Annotated in this window: 24 protein-coding genes and 1 tRNA gene; 21 read left to right on the top strand and 4 right to left on the bottom strand. The window is 57.7% G+C overall.

Translation table 11 applies throughout. The features are described 5' to 3' along the window. Positions 1–18: 18 nt before the first annotated feature. Positions 19–501, bottom strand: a complete 483-nt coding sequence (locus BLR34_RS02830) for a GNAT family N-acetyltransferase (protein ID WP_092699223.1) — start codon at positions 499–501, stop codon at positions 19–21. A 93-nt stretch (positions 502–594) separates the two neighbouring features. Between BLR34_RS02830 and BLR34_RS02825 the strand changes: the two genes are divergently transcribed. The 15 genes from BLR34_RS02825 (at position 595) to BLR34_RS02760 (ending at position 12,539) form a co-directional block, all read left to right on the top strand. Continuing rightward, positions 595–993: an archease gene (locus BLR34_RS02825; protein WP_092699221.1), complete on the top strand. Its 399-nt coding sequence runs from the start codon at positions 595–597 to the stop codon at positions 991–993. Positions 994–1,032: 39 nt separating this feature from the next. Further along, positions 1,033–1,485: a DUF5788 family protein gene (locus BLR34_RS02820; protein WP_092699219.1), complete on the top strand. Its 453-nt coding sequence runs from the start codon at positions 1,033–1,035 to the stop codon at positions 1,483–1,485. Continuing rightward, positions 1,482–3,224: a DNA polymerase/3'-5' exonuclease PolX gene (polX, locus tag BLR34_RS02815; RefSeq protein ID WP_092699217.1), complete on the top strand. Its 1,743-nt coding sequence runs from the start codon at positions 1,482–1,484 to the stop codon at positions 3,222–3,224. The genes BLR34_RS02820 and polX overlap by 4 nt, the downstream gene beginning before the upstream one ends. Next, positions 3,221–3,679 carry a Mut7-C RNAse domain-containing protein gene (locus tag BLR34_RS02810; RefSeq protein ID WP_092699215.1) on the top strand — a complete coding sequence of 153 codons (459 nt, stop codon included), beginning with the start codon at positions 3,221–3,223 and terminating at the stop codon, positions 3,677–3,679. The genes polX and BLR34_RS02810 overlap by 4 nt, the downstream gene beginning before the upstream one ends. A 34-nt stretch (positions 3,680–3,713) precedes the next feature. Then, positions 3,714–4,193 carry a DUF5797 family protein gene (locus tag BLR34_RS02805; RefSeq protein ID WP_092699213.1) on the top strand — a complete coding sequence of 160 codons (480 nt, stop codon included), beginning with the start codon at positions 3,714–3,716 and terminating at the stop codon, positions 4,191–4,193. An 86-nt stretch (positions 4,194–4,279) separates the two neighbouring features. Then, positions 4,280–4,350, top strand: a tRNA-His gene (locus BLR34_RS02800). A gap of 90 nt (positions 4,351–4,440) precedes the next feature. Next, positions 4,441–5,340, top strand: coding sequence for a PD-(D/E)XK family putative nuclease (locus tag BLR34_RS17340; protein ID WP_245683169.1), 900 nt, complete (start codon positions 4,441–4,443; stop codon positions 5,338–5,340). Beyond that, entirely contained in the window at positions 5,330–5,761 is a 432-nt protein-coding gene (locus tag BLR34_RS02790) for a DUF8129 domain-containing protein (RefSeq protein WP_092699211.1), read from the top strand. The genes BLR34_RS17340 and BLR34_RS02790 overlap by 11 nt, the downstream gene beginning before the upstream one ends. Further along, entirely contained in the window at positions 5,751–7,172 is a 1,422-nt protein-coding gene (locus BLR34_RS02785; RefSeq protein WP_092699209.1) for a DNA-methyltransferase, read from the top strand. The genes BLR34_RS02790 and BLR34_RS02785 overlap by 11 nt, the downstream gene beginning before the upstream one ends. Before the next feature lie 2 nt (positions 7,173–7,174). Continuing rightward, a complete protein-coding gene (locus tag BLR34_RS02780; protein WP_092699207.1) occupies positions 7,175–8,839 on the top strand; it encodes a DUF7845 domain-containing protein in 1,665 nt (554 codons plus the stop codon). 348 nt (positions 8,840–9,187) lie between these two features. Then, positions 9,188–9,424: a hypothetical protein gene (locus BLR34_RS16590; protein ID WP_143414118.1), complete on the top strand. Its 237-nt coding sequence runs from the start codon at positions 9,188–9,190 to the stop codon at positions 9,422–9,424. Positions 9,425–9,581: 157 nt separating this feature from the next. After that, positions 9,582–10,238, top strand: coding sequence for a helix-turn-helix domain-containing protein (locus tag BLR34_RS02775; protein ID WP_092699205.1), 657 nt, complete (start codon positions 9,582–9,584; stop codon positions 10,236–10,238). A gap of 62 nt (positions 10,239–10,300) precedes the next feature. Next, positions 10,301–10,840: a hypothetical protein gene (locus BLR34_RS16585; protein ID WP_176765218.1), complete on the top strand. Its 540-nt coding sequence runs from the start codon at positions 10,301–10,303 to the stop codon at positions 10,838–10,840. A gap of 548 nt (positions 10,841–11,388) precedes the next feature. Further along, positions 11,389–11,856, top strand: coding sequence for a hypothetical protein (locus BLR34_RS02765; protein WP_143414116.1), 468 nt, complete (start codon positions 11,389–11,391; stop codon positions 11,854–11,856). A 137-nt stretch (positions 11,857–11,993) separates the two neighbouring features. Continuing rightward, on the top strand, positions 11,994–12,539 hold the full coding sequence (locus BLR34_RS02760) for a hypothetical protein (protein ID WP_092699199.1): 546 nt from the start codon (positions 11,994–11,996) through the stop codon (positions 12,537–12,539). A gap of 261 nt (positions 12,540–12,800) precedes the next feature. Here BLR34_RS02760 and BLR34_RS02755 read toward each other — a convergent pair whose 3' ends face one another. The 3 genes from BLR34_RS02755 to BLR34_RS02745 all read right to left on the bottom strand — a co-directional run bounded on the left by BLR34_RS02755 (position 12,801) and on the right by BLR34_RS02745 (position 14,411). Further along, positions 12,801–13,340 carry a winged helix-turn-helix transcriptional regulator gene (locus BLR34_RS02755; RefSeq protein ID WP_092699197.1) on the bottom strand — a complete coding sequence of 180 codons (540 nt, stop codon included), beginning with the start codon at positions 13,338–13,340 and terminating at the stop codon, positions 12,801–12,803. A 52-nt stretch (positions 13,341–13,392) separates the two neighbouring features. Continuing rightward, on the bottom strand, positions 13,393–13,689 hold the full coding sequence (locus tag BLR34_RS02750; RefSeq protein ID WP_092699195.1) for a hypothetical protein: 297 nt from the start codon (positions 13,687–13,689) through the stop codon (positions 13,393–13,395). An 83-nt stretch (positions 13,690–13,772) separates the two neighbouring features. Then, entirely contained in the window at positions 13,773–14,411 is a 639-nt protein-coding gene (locus BLR34_RS02745; protein ID WP_176765217.1) for a PepSY domain-containing protein, read from the bottom strand. 844 nt (positions 14,412–15,255) lie between these two features. Here BLR34_RS02745 and BLR34_RS02740 point away from each other — a divergent pair. The 6 genes from BLR34_RS02740 (at position 15,256) to BLR34_RS02715 (ending at position 19,645) form a co-directional block, all read left to right on the top strand. Next, the gene (locus BLR34_RS02740) at positions 15,256–15,987 is read left to right on the top strand and encodes a recombinase family protein (protein WP_092699191.1); all 732 of its coding nucleotides are present in this window, start codon (positions 15,256–15,258) and stop codon (positions 15,985–15,987) included. A gap of 23 nt (positions 15,988–16,010) precedes the next feature. Continuing rightward, positions 16,011–16,325: a hypothetical protein gene (locus BLR34_RS02735; RefSeq protein ID WP_176765216.1), complete on the top strand. Its 315-nt coding sequence runs from the start codon at positions 16,011–16,013 to the stop codon at positions 16,323–16,325. Between the two features lie 603 nt (positions 16,326–16,928). Continuing rightward, positions 16,929–17,861 (top strand): hypothetical protein, encoded by a 933-nt coding sequence (locus tag BLR34_RS02730; RefSeq protein ID WP_092699187.1) that lies wholly within the window; start codon positions 16,929–16,931, stop codon positions 17,859–17,861. A gap of 234 nt (positions 17,862–18,095) precedes the next feature. Next, a complete protein-coding gene (locus tag BLR34_RS02725) occupies positions 18,096–18,341 on the top strand; it encodes an AbrB/MazE/SpoVT family DNA-binding domain-containing protein (protein WP_092699185.1) in 246 nt (81 codons plus the stop codon). Further along, positions 18,342–18,776 (top strand): PIN domain-containing protein, encoded by a 435-nt coding sequence (locus BLR34_RS02720; protein ID WP_092699183.1) that lies wholly within the window; start codon positions 18,342–18,344, stop codon positions 18,774–18,776. 188 nt (positions 18,777–18,964) lie between these two features. Then, the gene (locus tag BLR34_RS02715; RefSeq protein WP_092699181.1) at positions 18,965–19,645 is read left to right on the top strand and encodes a class I SAM-dependent methyltransferase; all 681 of its coding nucleotides are present in this window, start codon (positions 18,965–18,967) and stop codon (positions 19,643–19,645) included. Positions 19,646–19,757: the final 112 nt, after the last annotated feature.

Here is a 19,757-nt window from a genome sequence, read left to right as displayed (position 1 = left end):
GGGCGGAACGTGTTTCGCTCACCGTCGTAGCAGCGACGCCAGCTTCTCTCTGATGCTGGCGTCGTCGCCGAGCTGGAGGTAGTAGGCATCGCCACCGTCCTCGTAGTAGTTCTCGATACGGCGGACAGTCTCGAACCCGAGGCCGCGGTAGAAATTCAGCGCGTTGCGGTTGGTCGTCCGGGCGTGACAGGTCACGCGTCCGAACTCTTCGGCAACTCTGGCGATGAGGCGTTTGCCAAACCCCTGACCACGGTAGTCATCGTCGACGGCCAGAAAGAGAAGATAGCCGTCGCGACGAACCGTGGCGAAGCCGATGAGCCGTCCGCGGGTCTCGTCTTTGTAGAGGAAGACACGCGAGCGGGTGTACGCACTGGAGAAGAAGTTCTTGCGCTGGCGAAGGACGCCTTCGTTGCGTCGGATACGCTCTTTTAGCCGCCAGGCTGCCTCCACGTGGTCGTCACTGCCAGGTGCAACCTCCAGTCGGCGGATGTTGACGCTCACTAGCTTACGGTTAGGTGGGCTGAATAATAATTCCTGTCGTTCCACCGCCGCGACAACGCAACCCTTTCGGTCGCGTTACCGTTACCCCGGGTCATGTCGTTCGAACTCCGCGACCACACGGCCGATATCGCCGTCGCCGCGACGGGGGCGACGCTGGGCGACGCCTTCGGCGCTGTTGCAGACGGGATGGCGGCCGCGATGTGCGAGGATGTCCCCGACGGCGGGAAGCGCCACCAGATTTCCGTCACTGCCGAATCCCGAGATGCGCTGCTGTTCGATTACCTCGACGAACTCATATACGAACGCGACATTCGGGGCGTGTTGCCGGTCGACAACGAGGTCACCGTCGACGACGGACGCGTTGGCGGGAGTTACCGCGGTGTCGGACTCGACGCCGTCGACGCCAGGGACCTCAAGGCGGTCACCTACTCGGAGATGGAGATTACCGACCGAGGAGACGAGTGGGAGCTCTATGTCGTCTTCGACGTGTAGGGCGAAGAAGCGAAGTAGCCCAGGCGAGTATACGGTCGTGTGAAAGAGTTCCAGCGCAAGCAGTTACTCGAGCGCGTCGAACGCGAGGGTGCGACAGTCGGAGTCGACATTCCCGACGCCATCACCATACAGGGAGAGGAACTCGATTTGCAGGCGTTCGTCTTCGAGATTCGACAGCGCGACACCGTGCCCTCGGGCGAGCGACAGCGCGTCGAGCAGGCAAAAAAGAACCTCCGGCGCGAGCGTCTAGAGCGTAAACAGCGTATCGAGGAGGAAAATATCAGCTACGAGGACGGCGAGGAGTTGGCCGAGGCAATCATCGGCATCGACAGGGCGCTGAACGCTCTGGAACAGCTCGGACCAGTCGACCTCGAACAGGAGGCCAGCGCGCAGGCGGTCGCAGACCGCAAGCGATGGATGAAGTTCCTCCAGAAGGCACTCGGCCAGGACAGCGACTCGACACACGGGGTCGGACGGGGGCAAGGGCGATGACGCGAAACGACGAGGTCGCCGCCCTGCTCGAAGAGTTTGCCATGCGACTCGACGCCCAAGGCGTCGACTACAAGCCACGGGCCTACGAGCGTGCCGCCGAGAGCATCCGCGACCATACCGTCGACATCGAGGCGCTGGCTGCCGAGGGAACCGATGCGGTCGCGGAAATCGACGATGTCGGTGACGCCATCTCCTCGAAGGTCGTCGAGTACCTGGAGACCGGTGAAATCGCCGAATTAGAGGAGCTACGAGCCGAGCTTCCCGTCGAGATAGACGCCCTGACCCGAGTCGAAGGCGTCGGCCCGCGGACAGTTGGCCAGCTATACGAGGAACTGGGCGTCCAGACCCTCGACGACCTCGAAGCCACAGCCGAGGCCGGCGAGATTCAGGACCTGCGCGGGTTCGGCGAGAAGACCGAGCAAAATATTCTCGACGGCATCCCGTTCGCTCGCGAGGCCCACGAGCGTCAGCTACTCGGCGAGGCACGGCCACGAGGCGAGCGCGTCCGTACGTATCTCGCAGACCACGACGCAGTCTCTCGCTGCGAGCTTGCGGGGTCGATTCGACGCTGGAAGCCGACTATCGGCGACGTGGACGTACTCGTCGGCAGCGACAACCCCGAGGCCGTCATCGACGCCTTCACGGACTATCCCGACGCGAGTGCCGTCATCGAAGCCGGCTCGACGAAAGCGAGCATCCGGGTGGGTGCGGTCCGTGTCGACGTTCGTGTCGTTGCCCCCGAGGAGTTCGGCGCTGCGTTGCAGTATTTCACCGGGAGCAAAGACCACAACGTGGCCGTTCGCAATCGTGCACTCGACCGCGGACTGAAAATAAACGAGTACGGCGTCTTCGATGTCTCCGCCCTGGCCGACGACAGACAGGAACACCAGCGGGCCGGCGAGCGGGTGGGCGGTGAGACCGAGACGGAGATGTACGAAGCCGTCTCGATGGCGTGGGTCCCGCCAGAGTTGCGCGAGGACCGGGGTGAGGTCGCAGCGGCCGCAGGCGAGGAGTTGCCCGCACTTGTCGAACCCGAAGACTTGCGCGGCGACCTCCACACCCACACTGAGTGGTCCGACGGCGACAACACCGTCGCGGAGATGGTCGCGGCCGCGGCGGACTTCGGCCACGAGTACGTCTGTCTCACCGACCACGCGACCGGTCCGGGGATGGTCGGCGGAGTCGGCCTCAGCGACGCGGAGATACGCGACCAGCGTGCCGAGATTCGTGCGGCCGAAGACGAGGCCGATATCGACGTGCTGGCCGGTATCGAGGCGAACATCGACGCCGACGGCGCCATCTCTGTCGGCGACGACGTACTCGCTGAACTGGACCTGATTGTCGCCTCGCCACACGCTGACCTCGATGGCGACGGCACCGACAGGCTCGCGGCGGCCGCTCGTCACCCGGAAGTCGACATTATCGGTCACCCGACCGGCCGACAGCTCAATCAACGCGAGGGGATGGACGTAGACATCGAGCGACTCGGCGCCGTCGCGGCCGAGCACGGGACTGCCCTCGAAATCAACGCGAACCCGAACCGTCTGGACCTCGCCGGCCGCCTCGTTCAACGCGCCGTCGAGCAGGGGGCGACCGTCGCCGTCAACACGGACGCACACCGTCCGTCGAGTTACGACTTCGCTCGCTACGGCGTCCACGTCGCCAGGCGGGGATGGGCCGAGCCAGACGACGTATTGAACGCGTGGCCCATCGCTGAGGTGCGCTCGTTCCTCTCATGACTGGCGTGGTGACTGACGCGATGTTCGGTCGGCTCACGACGTATCTGCGGATGTGTGGATACGACACCGTATACGTACTTGACGAGGACCTCGAAACCGACGACGAGATTCGCGCTGTCGCCGAAGATGAGAATCGAACCCTGCTGACGCGGGACGCCGACCTCGCCGCACAGACACACGATGCGCTCTTGCTCGAGTCACGGGACACCGAGACGATGCTCTCGACGCTTGGAGAGGCCGGCTTCGACCTGTCACTGCCCGAGACGCCCGAGCGCTGTAGCGCCTGTAACGGTATCGTCGAGCGTGTCGGCGGCGACGAGCCGACGCCAGAGTACGCACCCGACCCACAGACAGAGGACATCTGGCGGTGTACCGCCTGTGGGCAGCACTTCTGGAAAGGGAGTCACTGGGAGAACGTGACAGACATGCTCGGGGCCGCCCAAGAGAATTCATAATGGGGATAACTCTGGTTGTAGTACGAGCAGACATATGACACTCTCGGAGGAGGAGGCACGCGAGCGGCTGGCGGATATCGTCGAGCTACAGCCCACAAAAAACGCCGACCTACAGGAGCGCTGGGGGATGGAAAGTGGCAGCGAGGTCCACAGCTACCTCGAATCCGAACTCGGGGACTACTACTACCGGAACGAGGACAGTCTCATCTGTGCAACGCCGGAGGCGGTCGGCCTCATCGACGGCGAGGAGCCCGCCGACGACCGTTCTGTCCGAGGAACACCCCTCCAGGCATCGATTGTCGCAGTCCTTCCAGCGCCCGACACAGAACCCCAGAGCGTCGTCGCCACGCTCCACGACGTCGAAGGGGAACTCGACACTGACGTCGACGAGGTGCGGTCTGCATTACACACTCTCGTCGACAAGGGCATCGTCGAGCGTGTCCGGACGACTGTGCCGACGTTTCGGCTCGCGCTCGAACGCGACCGCGTTACAATCGACACTGACGAGTCCTGAGCCGCCGTGGGAGGCGATATCACCTGCCAGCACCGGTACCAGTCCGTAACGTATATTTATCCTACTCGGTAACCAACGAGTGCGTGTCCGGGCTGGGGTAGTGGTATCCTTTGGCCTTGTGGTGGCCAAGACGTGGGTTCAATTCCCGCGCCCGGACTCAGCCGAATTATTTAACGTCCGCGCCTGACGCGGCTGTTTTCAACGTTTCAGCGTCTCGCATAGCGGCTGCTCAACGGAGGTGTCGGCCGTGACGCCGTGGCCCGTCGAGCACGACGGCGACGAGTACCAGCCCGTCCCGCCCTCCTGGCTCGATCATCCTGACGCCTACCATCGGCAACATCGGACCGGCCCGCGCCTGCTCGCAGTCTCTGTTGCACTCCGAAACCACCGCACGCTGCGAGTTCGCTACGTGCATCCACGGTCCGACGAAGTTCTCGTCTGTCAGACCGCCGCTGTCGAGCACAACAACGGCCACTGTCCGGAAGCACTCGTCAACGGCACCGGCTGGCCTCACTCACTTCACCCTGGCCCGTCCGAACCCACAGATGTCCGACGAGAGTGCGAGACAGAGCACCTCCAGGACCTCTGGGGAGATCGGCTCGACCAGGCGGCCTCACACGAGGACGGCTCGAAAGAGGTCATCGCCGACGGCGGAACCAGAGTCCCACAGAACCCGATGCACCCGAAGCGGACTGGTAGCTCTGTCGAGAGTGTTGTCATCGACGGCGAAGAGGGTCTCGCGACGGTGGGCGACCGCGAAGCAGCGTGGCACGACGCCGTCACCACGACCGCACTCACGCCGACCGAAGAGCGTCCCTTCGGGAGCATCTGTGTTGTCGAGACTGACACGCCAGTCGAGATCAAAGGCTGCCTGCCCGAAGTCCAGAACGGCGACGGAACGGTGTCGGGTCGGTGGTACATCAAGCGTGAGGCCCACGAGCAGCTGACGGAGAACACGGGCGTCTACTGGTTCACCGTCTACGCACCTCGACCGGAGACGCCAATTCTCGCGCAGATCGTCGTGCCCGCGGCCGTCGTCAACGACCTGCTGGCTGGGAGCTGGTACGACAACGGGCGACGAGAGGTTGCGAAGCTCACCTGGACGACGATTCTCAGGGAATCGGAGGTGAGCAACCGTGCCGAGTAGTTCGCAGCACGCGGCTGGGCACGACCGCGAAGAGTTCGCCCGGCTCCGGAGGGACTTTGGTGAGGACCCCGCCCGGTTCCTCGATCACGACCTCATCCAAGACAGCGACAAGCGGCAGCTGGCGATGGCTCGGATTCGAGGAATCGACCGTATCGAGGTTATCCGTGGCTGGATTGCTGTCGAGCGGGCGCTCGACCGTCCTACAAGGACCGGCATTATCCGCGCACTCGAAGAACGCGAGGACACGCTTCAGGAGATAGGCGAGCGGCCAGAGCGGCTTCAGTTCGGCCCACGGCGTCCGCCGTCGTTCTACGAGGATGAGCGAGGAGACAGCGAGGACGAGGAGGAGAACCTGAGCGCGCATCAGAAACTGAACCGAATGCGTGCGCGGACTGACGGAGGTGAGCCCGATGGCAAGTGAGGACACAGACGCCTTTGATGAATCCTGGGCCAGTGACATCCACCAGGGAGACGCCGCGGAAACCCTCGCCGAGATGCCAGAGTCGTCGGTCCACATGGCGATGACTTCGCCGCCGTACTTCGGGCTCCGGAACTACGGCGTCGACGGTCAAATCGGACTCGAAGACTCTCTCGATGAGTACATCAGCGAACTCCTCGACGTCGCCAGTGAGTTGCGGCGCGTTCTTCGCGAGGATGGGAGTTGGTGGCTTAATCTCGGCGATTCGTTCGCTGGGTCCTGGGGCGCACAATCGAAGGACGACGAGGCGAACCACCGCAGCCGGGATGCTTACCCCGGCAAGACCCCGGCACGAAGCGGAGCACTACGCCGGAAGTCGAAGATGCTTGTCCCCCATCGCGTCGCTATCGCCCTCGAGGATGCCGGCTGGATCGTCCGGGCGGACTGCCCGTGGGTGAAACCGAACCCGATGCCGCACCCGGTCAAAGACCGACTTCACGAGCACAAGGAGTTCGTCTTCCACCTGACGCCGGAACCGGACTACTGGTTCGACCTGGACGCGGTTCGCGAGCCGCATAAGGAGTCCTCCCTGGAGCGGCGCGGACGCTACGACTACAACACCTCAGGCACGGCCGCCGACGCCTACCCGAACGAGCAAAATCAGGATGACGAGTATATCGGTACCGAGCCCGAGGACGCGCTGCACCCCAACGGGAAGAATCCGGGCGACGTGTTCGAGATCCCGGTGAAGGCGTTCCCCGAGGCCCACTTCGCGGTCTACCCGCCGGAGCTGTGCGAGGCGCCGATCAAGTCCTCGTGCCCACCCACAGTGTGCGCTGCGTGCGGGACTCCATACGAGCGTGACGTCGAGGAAGTTCCCGTCTGGGAGCGAGACCGGTCGGAGATAGAGCGCGAGCAGCTTAAGAAGGCACTTGACCGCTTCGACAAGTCTGACCTGACCGAAGAGCACTTAGAGGCGGTTCGCCGGGTCGGATTCAACGACGCGGGGTACACTGAGGTTCACCAAGTCGGACTCGGGAAGGCGGGCGAAGACGCCGAGGTACTCGCCCGAGAGGCGAAGGAGGTCCTCGGCGGATACTTCCGAGAGATCACCCTGACCGCCCACGAGACCGCGGGCTGGTCGCAGGCTTGTGACTGCGACACCGACGAGACCGACGCCGGCATCGTCCTCGATCCGTTCGCCGGCGCTGGTACGACCTGCATGGTCGCTAAGGACCTCGGCCGGCGGTTCATCGGGATCGACCTGAATCCGGACTACGTCGCGCTCGCTCAGAAGCGGGTCGGCGTGACTGTCGAGGAACCCGAGCGTCTCCTTGAGGACGATGCTCAGACCACTTTGGTTCAGACTGACGGCGGCCGAGAATCCTCGCCATGCGACACAGGTGGTGAGTAGAGATGCCCCAGATCAAACCAGCCACTCACGAGGCGAAGGGCCATCTCTACTATCATCCGGAGACAATCCACCGGTACAACGGGCTCGACCCCTACTGGACGGTGGGTAGTCTCCTCATCAACGAGTTCGATGGCTACGCCGATATCCAGACTGTTCTCGATGGCGAGCACTTCGACATCTCGCTGAACTATTCGAAAAGCGGCTTCGCACCCCGGCCACACGACGACGTCGAGGAGCGTCTGTACGAGTTCGAGTTGCATCTTCAGGGCGACGGCGAGCGGAAGTGCCATTTCAACATCTCTCCACGCTTCCCGGAGATGCAGCATTACGAGACCGGCGATGGGATTTCTGTTGCGTTCGACCATCTGGACGCTCGCGAAGGCATCACGGTTCAGTTCCAGGCGTCGAATCTCGGGCTCGATGAGATTCCGACTCTGCTCCCACGAGCGCTTCAGGAGATTGCTGAAGCTGCTGGGACATCGTTCGACCACCAGTACTTCCGTGAACCACAGGGCGGCCGTATCGAGGAACTCGAACGGTACGTACGCATCACGCGCGAGTGGAACCGGAAGCTCATCCAGCAGGGCGGGCTCTTCGACCGCATGACGATGCTTCTCTCCAATCAGAAGGGAACGAAGGGGGAGTACAAGTGGGACAACGAGAAAGAGGTCGGCTACAATACCCGGATGGAGTTTCACTCAGCGAGTGCCAGCAAGCTTGTCCCCCACCACTCCTACGGAAAACAGTTGAAGAGTTATCTTCCCGAGAACCCAGACAACTTCGACCCTGAGGACGCACTATATCATCCGAAGCTCGGCGTTCTGTTCCGAAAGAGTCTGAATAGCTCGACGAGCCTTCGGTGGTGCAAGCGCGACGAGCTCCTGGACGAGATCGACGAGACGGTCATCAACGTCCTCCACTGGGCGGACATTCCAGTCGATATCGGCGATGCGGCAAACAACGATGGCAGCTCGGGCTCTGGCGGTGGTGGAAACACGGTATTCGTCGCTGACGACCATTTCGGGGTTCGGCCTCGCGCCGAGGCAGTTCCGCTGAACGAGGACCCGCTCCCGCGCTTGGAGGCGGAGCAGGATCACCTTCTGATGACGGTTCTCCGGGATATGAACGTCTCGGACACGGAGATCGTCGAAACGGTCGCGACGGACGGCGGCCAGCCTGTCGACGACCTCGCAGAGAGTTCGGGATACTCGCTGTCGACGATTTACCGGGCACTCCAGCGTCTCGACGGTGTCCTGGAGAACCGCGAGGGTCACGTCCGGTTCGTCTCCCAGAAGATCGCCGAGGAGATTCGCGGCATCGTCCAGTCCGCCGAGCACGCGATTGAGAGCGCTGCGGACCGGGCGGCGAAGCTGTTTGACATCGAAGTGAACCAGTCGGCGAACTCGGCGGTCTCCCGGTGGCTCGCCGAGTACGGCGCGGAGTTCATCCCGCCCGAAGGCGAGACCGACCGCGGGAAGGTCCGCATCGATACGCTCATGTCCGAATATAAGGGCGCACCCCAGCCGACGCTCCAGGAGGCGCTCGATTACCTGTATCACGCCTGGATTTCCGATAACCGCCAGCGCGTCGACGTCGACGAACTGCTGGTTGAGGTCGATCTCGCGAGAGGCGAGCACTACTGCGCCCCCCTGAAGACTCTCCGGTAGCGCGGCCCTCGGTAGTGGCAACACTATTCTTCGGTCGGTTTTGTACAACTAATATTTCGTAATCCACTGATACCCTCCAAATACGGTTGGATTAGACGGCTCGGCTGTCGGCGTTATCACGGCGCTCACTCTACCCGGATGCGGCGGTCGTTCCCGCTCGGCGGGAATACCCCCTTAGGGCGTGTGCCTAAGGGCACGCCGCCTGCCGGCGGCGCAAAAATACAACGGCGGTTGTGGAGATTGTTTGTGTTGAATATATATTCTAAACCTGTATTCAGGTATTCTTGCCCGTGTTATCGACAGATTTAGACCAAGGTTATTTAGCATTGTCTTGAATATATCTTCAACATGGCGACGTACACAATGCGAGATAAAATCTGGAATGTTGCACTCTCGAAGGACAGTGTTCACCCGACAGACCTCACGAACGGCCTAGAGATAAGCGAGCGTACGGCACGAGATACGCTCGAAACAATGCACGATATGGGCTGGTTGAAGAAAGAAGGTGGCGAGGGTTCCGAACCTACTCGATATTCAGCAGTTATTGACCCTGAGCCAAAAGAGGAATATGCTTCTATAAGATAGATATCCTGAACGGTTCTTACTGAACATATCGAAACAGCGGTATCTGTCTGTGTTTTGGTCGGTGAACCAGTGCAAGATATAGAGCGTAAAGTCAGCATGAGCCGCCCTGCCAATCAATGGTGGTACTATTTTGTAACGTGATGACAGATAGTATATTATGCGCGCTGAGATACTGACAGGTTCGTATTTCCTTGCTGACACGGTGGAGGAACTCTCAGAGGCGAAGTTGACAGTGGATAATCTGGATGCTTCCAAACAAGTTCCGCTGCGAGCAATTGTCTGGGCGGACACCAGAAATCGAGAGCGCTTTGAGTCGTGCTTAGACGAGGACCCGACGGTCGCTGAGTATGAGCATCTTGTGACAATTGACGGACGAGAGCGATACTCTATTGAGTACGCTCAAGATGCACGAGACATCCAACTGTACCGTGGTCTTGTTGAGAACGGGGCCACTGTCTCATACGCAGCGCGAGAACCTGACAATGACGGCTGGCTTGTTCACTACACATTTCCTGATCGTTCTCGGTTCACCGTTTTTGAGGAACTCTGTACCGAGCTTGGCGTTGAGTTGAATATTAACACAGTCGACAGGCCGGGTGCCCCAGACTGGAATGAGAGAAATACCCTGACTGTTGAGCAATGCGAAGCACTTGTCAAAGCACTAGAAACGGGGTACTTCGATATACCTCGCAAGCGCACACTGGCAGAAATTGGTGATGAACTCGGGATTTCTCGCCAAGCCGTTTCAGAACGGCTGCGCCGGGGCCAGCGGCGTCTGATTCGACAGAGGTTGATTGGAAGTGATAACGATTGAATTGATATTCACTTACATATGTAAGCATCCATTTCAACTTGATGAGACTGTCACACGTATGTATGGATTCGCAAGCGGAAGTTACAGGACGGTACATTGTAAGTATGGCTGAGAGTGCTGGTGAAGTGTCGCCAGTATTTGAACGAAAAATTCGAGAACTGCTGGAAGAGCATGGCATTAAAGATCCAGAGGCAGACGGTTGGTACTCGGCAGAACATTTTGTTGAAGCCGTCAACCGAGCTTCAGAAGACATCGGAAGTAAAACTATTTTAGAAGCTGGTACTCAGATGGGTCGGGACGTGCCGCAGCCAGAGGAGGTTGACGGACCAAAAGACGCGCTAGCAATCGCCGACGAAGCACAACAAGCCGCATATCGAAACGCGAGCGAAGAGCGCCCTGCTGGAGGGTATAAATACGAAGAGACAGGAGAGAACTCCGTACGAATGGGTGTTACTAGTAAGTTCCCGTACCCGGAAGAGATCGCGAAGGGATCAATTAAGGGAATTGTTGAATCAACGACAAGCGGGTCGGCGGCGGCGGTCGTCATATCGGAGGTTAATGCAAATCCTGATGAAATGTGCGCCTATGAGATTGAGTGGTAATAACGGGTAGTTCCTGCACCGCTCCGTTCAGCGGATGTTGGAAACATCATATGTCAGATCCAGTCACAACATCCAGGTCCCAGAAAACTCAAGAGATATGAGTCTGCAAGACTCGCGCGATGCATCTTGCACGACAATTAGTAACAATATCACACTTGTGCCGTTTCACCAGATTAGCTGATTGCAGGCGGTAAGCCCTCTTCCCCAAGGAGCAACGCAGGCCGAAGGCCGAGTAGCGTTGACGAGTCGCATAGTACTCCGTAGAAGGTTTCGAACAACTGGTGCCACGCAACAGCGTCAGCAGCTACTCTGTGACATACTTATGAACTCAGCTCTGAGTTTGATTATGTACGGGTGGCATGGATATTCAGGTTTTGCGGTTGTTTTAGAATTAATGCAGAATCGGTTACTCCCTCTCTGAGTAATTATGGAACATGATTCGAGAGGTCGACACCTCGAAGTACCGGGATAACATCAAAATCACGGGACTGTATATTAATAGCACAATCGAGTCTATGTCTGCTGTGTCCCCAGTGTTCAAAAAGAAAATGAGTAATATTCTGTCAGAGAATGGTATCGAAGACGTTCAAACAGACGACTGGTATCCCGCGAGACCATTCTTCAAGGCCGTCCAAGAAATCGCATCCAAAGCAGGAGACGGTACCACATTCGAGATTGGCCGAAGCATGGGCCAGGATGTTCCACTTCCAGACGACGTGAGTTCGCCACACGATATGCTATCGCAATACGATACCCTCCACTACGACTCGTATCGGAACGTCGACGCCCAGTCTGGTCGGTCGATTGGCGGGTACACATACGAACGAATCGATGCCACAACGTGCCGGATGGGGGTTACCGAGGACTTCCCGTACCACACTGGCATCGCACAGGGCAGCACCGAAGGCCTAACCTCAACGATTACAAATGGAGTCGTTCGAGGCAAAGAAGTCGAAACCCAACCAACAGACGCACAAAAGAACCCGGAACGACGGGCGTTTCGACTGTCGTGGTGACCCCAGCATCGAAGACCCCGCTTGATCAATCAAGTATATTCATGTTCAGCGCTAACGTGCTGCCACTCAATACCTGACGCCGGCGTAACCGACCAGCGAGAGGGAGCCAACGAGAGTCGAACCAGGTTACACGAGACATGAACAACGAAACACAGATTCACGGAGTCGCTGTGATGGGGGTGGTGTGGAGTGCCGACCGGGTTTCCCCGCTATTTGGGCGGAAGATACGACACCTGCTGGCCGACCGCGGCATCACCACGTTGGAGCAAACAGAAACCTATCCAGCGGAGGCGGTAGTCGGTTCTATCAGCGAGATCGCCCGAGAGTTCGGCTCGAAGCCAGTCGCATCAGCTGGCGCAGTCATGGCCAGAGAAGCGTCGACACAATCGGAGTGTGAGACCAGCTACGCGGCCCTTCAACGCCTCGCAGAACTCCCAGAGGACTGGTTTGACGACCCCGCCGAGCAGTACCCCATCGGCCGGTATACACTCGAAAAAGAGGGATCACGCGAGGCGCGGCTCGGTGTAACCGATGCGTTCCCCTACCCGCCCGATATTACCAAGGGAAGCATCCGGGGTGCGCTCGTCTCGACAGGTGCCAGCCCGTTGAGAATTGAGCGAACTAGACCGCGTCAATCAGAACAGTTCGCGTACTACATCAAGTGGAACGACGACCCTGAGTGACCAATTTCAGACATAGAAGGGAGAACGGACTGACTTGTGGTGCAAGACTCGCGCCTTCTATCTTGCATACTAGGTCAAATATCACATTCACCTGATTGTTTCTGTAGCGCTCAGTCTAGGGGCTGGATGTATCGCTCTGGATTGCGATCTATCTGAATTCCATCAGAAAACCCGTGCAAGATTCAGAGGGTGTATATTGCGCCGAGAGAACTGAAGATTGGGCGCTGTTCTGTCCGATTCCCTATTGCTCATTTTGATCGCTCAGCCCCAGAAATCAAGCACGTTATCGACAGCTCTGTCAACGAAGCTTTCCTGATATCGCACCAGGAGTTGCATGGTGAGGTCTTCATCAGCGACAGTATAGTAGGTGGTTCGGCCATCCTCTACCTCGGATACAATTCCGTTTTCGACGAGGCGTGAGACGTGCCAGGACACCGTCGGCGGTGACACACCGAGTTCCTCGGCGATCGCTCCGTTCCGGGCCGTTGACTCCTCTACTAAAAACAGCAGAATGTGACGTGTCGTCTCGTACCGAAGTGAGGAGAGGATTGCCCGCTCCTCCTCGGTAAGTTCCTCGGCGACGAACAGTCGGCGTTTGCCCTGGTGATCTTCGCTGGTAAGCACGTCGTAGTCTTCGAGGGTGGATAGGTGATGCTGTACGAGCCCCGTCTCCATGTCGAGGTCGCGCTTGAGTTGGCTGAAGTGGGCCCCCGGATTTGCCTGCACGTACTCGAAGATTTCTTTGCGTGTCTCCAACTCCAGAACATCTTCCTCGTTGTCGTGCGAGTTGCGTCTACCCATCGTGTGTGCCCTCAGTTCCGTTCATATGAGCCGACTCAGTGTGTTTGAAGCGTCATGATGGCTCCCGCTCGAAGCGCCACACTACCGTCGCCAACAACAGGAGTGAAATCCCGAGCGCGAACAGACTCGTGAGCAACTCGAAGTAGGGGATGCCCTCTTCGAGAAATTCGTCACCGACTTCCAGAAGGAGGTCGGTAGCGAGCAGCGCAGCGAGCAGCGCGAGTATTAGAACGCGACTCACTCGGGTACGATAGTACGCAAGTGCTGTGATAAAAAACACCACCAAGGTAATTAATAGCGTGAGCGTCCGGATGAGCGTATCCGGTTCGAACAGTTCAATTTCTGTCATCGGATTTCAGAGTATGTTGAATGCGACTAAATGGTTGGTGGGTCGATAGGGCGTGTTGATCGAGCAGGGGACTGAATTTGCTTTTACTCGCCAGTTTCCTCGTCTTCAGTCTGGGTCTCCAGCACCGTCCCGTCGTTCGCGTGGACAGCCACTTCGGTTTCCGAGCCATCTGCTGTCACGAACTCAACCTCGTAGACGGGTGTGCCGTCTTCGCTTTCGAGTTCGACTTCCTCGACGTCTCCGTCAGCCTCGGCGGTTGCGATATCAATCGCTTCCTCCTCGGAGAGTGAGACGTTACCGGGCGCAACGGACTCGTCGTCTTCTTCCATCTCGTCGTCTTCTTCCATCTCGTCGTCTTCTTCCATCTCATCCTCCTCGTCTTCTGCCTCCGTTTCGAGGACCGTCCCGTCGTTCGCGTGGACAGCCGCTTCGGTTTCCGAGCCATCTGCTGTCACGAATTCGACCTCGTAGACGGGTGTGCCGTCTTCGCTTTCGAGTTCGACTTCCTCAACGTCTCCGTCAGCCTCGGCGGTTGCGATATCAATCGCCTCCTCCTCGGAGAGTGAGACGTTACTTTCTGCAATCGAGTCATCACCATCGCCGTCATCCACTGGGGTAGACCCCGAGTCCTGCGCGATTGCCAGGCCGCTGCCGGCAATGACGAACAGAGTGAGTGCGATGACGCCGACTGCTCCAAACACCGTTCGACGATTGAAGTTCACTTTTTCGTGCCTCCACATTCAGGTAGGTGCCCAGTAGTAAAGTGTCGTTAGGTATATAAGTCTAACAGTGGTACGCGCCTCTAACAGCTGAGTATGGCAGATTTTCCACGTCGGTTAATGTGATATTCCAAATAAACCTATCACAACTGGCGGAAAGCCGCAGCCAATCCAGTTTGAGCAAAGTGAGATGTGTCCTTCCGATGTTGAAGTGCTCAAGATGCCAAAATTGGGATCTGATTGCGTGCAAGACTCGCGCCTTCTATCTTGCACAGCACTTCTGATGAATATCTGGCAAGAAGCACACCTCACCGGTCACTATTTGCCCTGGATCAATCATTCGCAAACAATATTAGCACTAGGAATTGCAGAAATCGTTGAAACATGCTTCGAATATTAACGACAATTCACCATTACCGACTCCCCATTCTCGGAGTGTGTGGGGCAACAATGACGATCATATTTTCTAGCCCAGGCAGTACTTTGAGGACCGTTGGCCCACTCAGTTTAGATATGTTCTGGGTTTCTCTAGTTGTGTCTGGAACATTGATACTGTCTGTACTCGTTCTCGGTGAGTACAACCCAGAAGAATACGGGTTAGAGCCCAGGAAACGAAGCAAGTAGCACTTCTCTACTGACCGATTTGATTCACTGTAATCAGAAGGTGATGAGTGCAAGACACGCGCCTTCTATCTTGCATGTTAGTCGGTGTTATTGTCAAAGACATAATATATATTTATTAGATAGAGGAGGGCAATACTTAATTTGTCCTGTGTGCGAACGTGCGTTCGCGTACAGACTGTACGCGAGGAACATTCTTTATATTGTAGCGGGATGTAATCAGACCATGTCCAAATCGGACGATTTTGCGGTGTACATCCGACGGTCGACTGCCGACCAGGAAGAGAAACACCAACGCGATGCAATCACCGACTGGCTCGCTGACCACGACCTCCGTCTCGGCGACGTTGATGTCTACGCCGAGCAGGCCAGCGGGGCCAGCGAGGACCGCGACGAGTTCCACGCACTCATCGACTCTATTGAAGCCGGGCAGTACTCGCACGTCGTCGTGTGGGAAATTTCGCGCATCGCCCGGAAAGGGTTTCTCGCCCAGCGATTTTTCGACGCCTGTGAAGACAACGAAGTCACAATCAATGTCACCAACGGGAGCGTCCGGAAGGTCGAGCCCGACGGTCATGGCCGTATGGTCGCAGATGTCATCGCGGCAGTTGCCGCTGAAGAACGTCGCTCATTGATTCGGCGCACCGAGGCTGGCATCGCACGGGCGAAAGACGAAGGGAAGTGGGTCGGACAGGTTCCGGCTGGCTTCATTACCGTTGAGGGTTATCTTCGACCGAACTTTTCCCCCGACTACGATGACGGCGAAGCTGGCTTTCACGACATTGCCGACGCGCTCGGATCAATCGAGAACGGAGAGAGCTATCGGTCAGCTGCGGCAGAGACGCCGAACGTGACGCGACAGACACTCATGCGCATCCACAAAGACGACGACCGACGTTCCTGGTATCTTGACCAAGAGGCCGAAGACGAGCGTGTTCGGCAGGCATTTAATCACTGAACGTGGTGAACCGCCTCGGGGTCATGTTCACAGCACTGTGGCTGGTTGGAATCGTTTCAATCGGCTATTCAATGTACCGAGTACACACCATTATGTCAGACAAGAAAGAACGGGAAACCGACAAAACCGGGAAACAGATTCGCGGGATGCTTGATTATCCATACGATATTCACAATTCAAATCTCGCAGGTGATGAGGGTCTGGAAGAAATCCAGCACCGTCTAGAACAGGTGCGAACAACACGTGAGTACCCCTCAACAGTCACGATGTGGACACAGATCGGAATTAGCGTTCCCCTCCCACAAGCGTTGCAGCTCGTCTTTCAATTCGGTTCCTGAAGTAAAGATGTGTGTCAACGCGATAGCTGACCGCACTGGTAATATCGATTCGGACCCCTGAACCTGGCAGATAGCCGTGCAAGATTCGCGCCCTCCATCTTGCATGCCAGCAAAATATTATTTTCACCTGGTAGTTTCTTCACCAGTCAGTTCGCATCTGTATTCAGCAATTCACGGTTTATGTGATAAACCGTGACTTCGGTGAGAGTCCGGGCTCTGAGCACTACGCCGAAAATACCGCACAACTGCAGAGAAACTCAGCTGTCGAGCGCGTCGAAGATCTCCCGGTCTTCTTCGATGATCCGGTCGATCTGCTCGTCCAGATCTTCATCGTCCGTCTGTTTCAGACTCATTCGTGTTATGTAGTATGCCTACTACAGATCTAAAGCTTTGCGCTACCGAGGGTGAACCGCTCTTCGTTGATCTCACCACTTTTCAGCCACTCAGCAATCTCTTCAACGCTGACTGATCGGATGTTCCGCAACACCCGCTCGACGCCGCTCACGACAAGTACGACATGGTGCTGGACGCGAACCTCCGCCGGATCGGCGCGTGGTCTACCGCGCTCCAGTACATCGAGGACTTCCGGGAGGCGTTCGACCGATGACGCGCATCCAGCAAGTCCAGTGGGAGCTGGAGATGGACTACATCGGCCACCCCTACTACGTGAGCGGGAACGCCATCATGCACGCGCTCGGTCAGCAACTCCCGCACGACGTCCACCGCCACCTGAACGCGAGTCACGGCGTCTTCGTCCCCGGCCAGTTCGGGACGTTCCCCGAGGAGCACTCGCAGAGCGGCATCCGGCCGTACCTCGGAAGCGGCCTTCCGGACGTGGAGTCCTACGACGACCTGTTTCTGATGCGGCAGGCGTCCCACTCGTGGCTCCTCGATTCCCGGCCGCGAGACGCACTAAACACCCACGACATCCGCGTCCAGAGCGGCCATCCGGCGCTGTCCCACGAGACCATCATGGGGAAGCCCGACGACGCGCGGAAGCAACAGCAGACGACGAAGTGGTACATCAACGTGTACCTGCACGCCGACCACGACGACGTCCTCCCGCTCAACGAGAGCGACCTAGATGGCCTCCAGTTCGGCGGGAAGCGCAACTACGGCTACGGCATCACGGGGCTGAAAGACACGCAGGTCGTAGACCTGGAGGCGTTGGACTACTCGCGTCTCGAAGACGGCGAGGCGTTCATCCTCGAACTCGTGACGCCGTTCGTGCTGGAGTCGGAGTACCCGAACGCTCACGACCAGGACGTGCCGTGGTGGTGGAAGGAGGATCGCCGCGATCTCCGTGAACGCGAGGAGAAGGTGCTGGAGCAACGCGAGGTGTACAAACTCCAGACGGTGGACCACGGGCAGGTGGTCCTCTACGAGGGCGACCGTCCGGTGGAGACCACGAAGAGCGTCATCCTCCGGGTCGGGAGTCACTCGAAGTACGGCTTCGGAGAGCTCCGAGTGAAGCCCGTCGAACCCCGCTCGAATCAGTGTCAGAAATCAGAGGAAAAGACGAAGGTCACCGGGTGAGATAACTCATGTGAGACGGGAGAATCGGCACGAAAAAATCACGCCGCAGACTGAATAAAGAAATCGTATTTGCAACAACTGTTATCGATAGCGTGTTAGATAATCATTCTCGTGGGTTGGTTTCACCGTGAATTGGACGAATCAACTGATTAGTTGCACTGTCTATCCATCACGCGGACCAAATAGTGTGAGAGCACACTAGCGTTTATCAGGTCTCACCTCCTATAGCCACCTATGAGTAGTGAGGGCGTTGATTCCGAGAGCAAAGTGTCGGGCAATCAGGCGAATATCCCCGTTCACATCCGCCAGAAGCTCGATATCAACGACGGCGACAAACTCCGATGGCAGATCGAAGACAACGGAACGCTCCGCGTCGAGGTCGTCCAGCAGCGTCGCGGCACGTTCCGTGACTTCGACGGCTACGACGGTGACCAGACGACAGAGGTCACCACTGACCACGATGTCTGGGGCGTCGAATAGATGCCGCGGGCGCTCGTTGATACGACTGTCCTCTTCGCTGCAGCGTACCAACAGGACAGTGCCCACGACGACGCCCTCCCTATCCTACAGGGAGTCGACAACGCAACACTCCCCGAAGCGGTCGTCATCGATTTCGTCCTCGCTGAGACGTTGAACGGGCTCACGACACACGCCGGTCACGACGCCGCGACGGACTTTCTCGACCGAGTCGAGGAGAACACACGGTTCCACGTCGACTCATTGACGACCGACGAGTTCGCCACAGCCAAGGCACTCTTTCGCCAACACGCCCCGTTTTCATTCGTCGACGCGTGCATCGTCGCATACATGCAAGCAGAGGGGCTCGGCTACCTCTACGCGTTCGACGACGATTTCGACGCCGCCGAAGACATCTACCGCCTCGACACTGCAACCAACCCATATCAGCCGGAGTGACCGATACGCGCGTTCTATCTTGAATGAGGTAGAGTGACCTATCCGAGAGATGTCAGCACAGGCGCGCAAAATGTAGAGCGTAAAGTCAGCAGACAGTACTTGCTGAAGAGAACCACAGCAGCGAGAGCGTATTGAGAGATAGTTATCAACCGATGTTCCTTTGTTGCCTGCGTAGGTACTCCCAACTAATGCACATCCGGAGTGAATTCGACCAGTGGGCAGCATCCGGACGAGACCGTGAGATGGAAGAGACCCACTGGCACACAGCAAAACGTGCGCTTGCTCGGATCCCCATTGAACAGGGCGATACGATTCTTGATCTCGGCACTGGCTCAGGGTATGTGCTCCGCGCACTCAACGAGACACGCCATATTGGTCAGGGGATTGGCCTTGACGTGAGTCCGGAAATGGTAACAAACGCACGTGAGTACACTGATGCGAACAATATCAGCTACACAGTTGGGGATTTTCATCACCTTCCGATAGCCGACGATAGTATTGACCACATCTGGAGTATGGAGGCGTTCTTTTTCGCCAGTGAACCGCTTGAGATGCTTGAAGAAATCCGGCGTGTCCTCCGACCTGGTGGAACTTTCTTTTGTGCGGTGAACTTCTTTGAAGAATCCGAACAATCACACCGATGGCGAGAGCGCATCGATCTTCCGATGTATCTGTGGAGTCAACAGGAGTATCGAACGTTGTTCCGCAAGAGCGGGCTGTCCGTCGCCACACAGGACACAATCCCGGATGAAGATATCGACATCCCGCCCGAAAGTGAGTTTCCAACCGAAGAGTGGGAGACGCGTGCAGCAATGATTGATCGGTACCGGACGTGGGGGACGTTGCTGACTGTCGGTGTCGCACCCTGACTGTGCGAGATACGCGCCCTCCATCTCGCGTACCAGAACCAATATATTTTAATATAGTAATTTCCCAAGATTCAGTTCGTAGTCCTACTGATCAGCTGAAAACTGATTGTAT

The sequence above is a fragment of the Halovenus aranensis genome (assembly GCF_900100385.1).
GTDB lineage: Archaea > Halobacteriota > Halobacteria > Halobacteriales > Haloarculaceae > Halovenus > Halovenus aranensis.
Note: the sequence above shows the minus strand (reverse complement) of the source record. Positions and strands in the feature narration are given on the sequence as shown.

Coding starts and splice junctions, on each gene's coding strand:
- BLR34_RS02825 (WP_092699221.1), top strand. CDS start 595: ATGTCGTTCGAACTCCGCGACCACACGGCCGATATCGCCGTCGCCGCG.
- polX (WP_092699217.1), top strand. CDS start 1,482: ATGACGCGAAACGACGAGGTCGCCGCCCTGCTCGAAGAGTTTGCCATG.
- BLR34_RS02810 (WP_092699215.1), top strand. CDS start 3,221: ATGACTGGCGTGGTGACTGACGCGATGTTCGGTCGGCTCACGACGTAT.
- BLR34_RS02805 (WP_092699213.1), top strand. CDS start 3,714: ATGACACTCTCGGAGGAGGAGGCACGCGAGCGGCTGGCGGATATCGTC.
- BLR34_RS02785 (WP_092699209.1), top strand. CDS start 5,751: ATGGCAAGTGAGGACACAGACGCCTTTGATGAATCCTGGGCCAGTGAC.
- BLR34_RS02780 (WP_092699207.1), top strand. CDS start 7,175: ATGCCCCAGATCAAACCAGCCACTCACGAGGCGAAGGGCCATCTCTAC.
- BLR34_RS16590 (WP_143414118.1), top strand. CDS start 9,188: ATGGCGACGTACACAATGCGAGATAAAATCTGGAATGTTGCACTCTCG.
- BLR34_RS02775 (WP_092699205.1), top strand. CDS start 9,582: ATGCGCGCTGAGATACTGACAGGTTCGTATTTCCTTGCTGACACGGTG.
- BLR34_RS16585 (WP_176765218.1), top strand. CDS start 10,301: ATGGATTCGCAAGCGGAAGTTACAGGACGGTACATTGTAAGTATGGCT.
- BLR34_RS02765 (WP_143414116.1), top strand. CDS start 11,389: ATGAGTAATATTCTGTCAGAGAATGGTATCGAAGACGTTCAAACAGAC.
- BLR34_RS02760 (WP_092699199.1), top strand. CDS start 11,994: ATGAACAACGAAACACAGATTCACGGAGTCGCTGTGATGGGGGTGGTG.
- BLR34_RS02755 (WP_092699197.1), bottom strand. CDS start 13,340: ATGGGTAGACGCAACTCGCACGACAACGAGGAAGATGTTCTGGAGTTG.
- BLR34_RS02750 (WP_092699195.1), bottom strand. CDS start 13,689: ATGACAGAAATTGAACTGTTCGAACCGGATACGCTCATCCGGACGCTC.
- BLR34_RS02740 (WP_092699191.1), top strand. CDS start 15,256: ATGTCCAAATCGGACGATTTTGCGGTGTACATCCGACGGTCGACTGCC.
- BLR34_RS02735 (WP_176765216.1), top strand. CDS start 16,011: ATGTTCACAGCACTGTGGCTGGTTGGAATCGTTTCAATCGGCTATTCA.
- BLR34_RS02730 (WP_092699187.1), top strand. CDS start 16,929: ATGACGCGCATCCAGCAAGTCCAGTGGGAGCTGGAGATGGACTACATC.
- BLR34_RS02725 (WP_092699185.1), top strand. CDS start 18,096: ATGAGTAGTGAGGGCGTTGATTCCGAGAGCAAAGTGTCGGGCAATCAG.
- BLR34_RS02720 (WP_092699183.1), top strand. CDS start 18,342: ATGCCGCGGGCGCTCGTTGATACGACTGTCCTCTTCGCTGCAGCGTAC.
- BLR34_RS02715 (WP_092699181.1), top strand. CDS start 18,965: ATGCACATCCGGAGTGAATTCGACCAGTGGGCAGCATCCGGACGAGAC.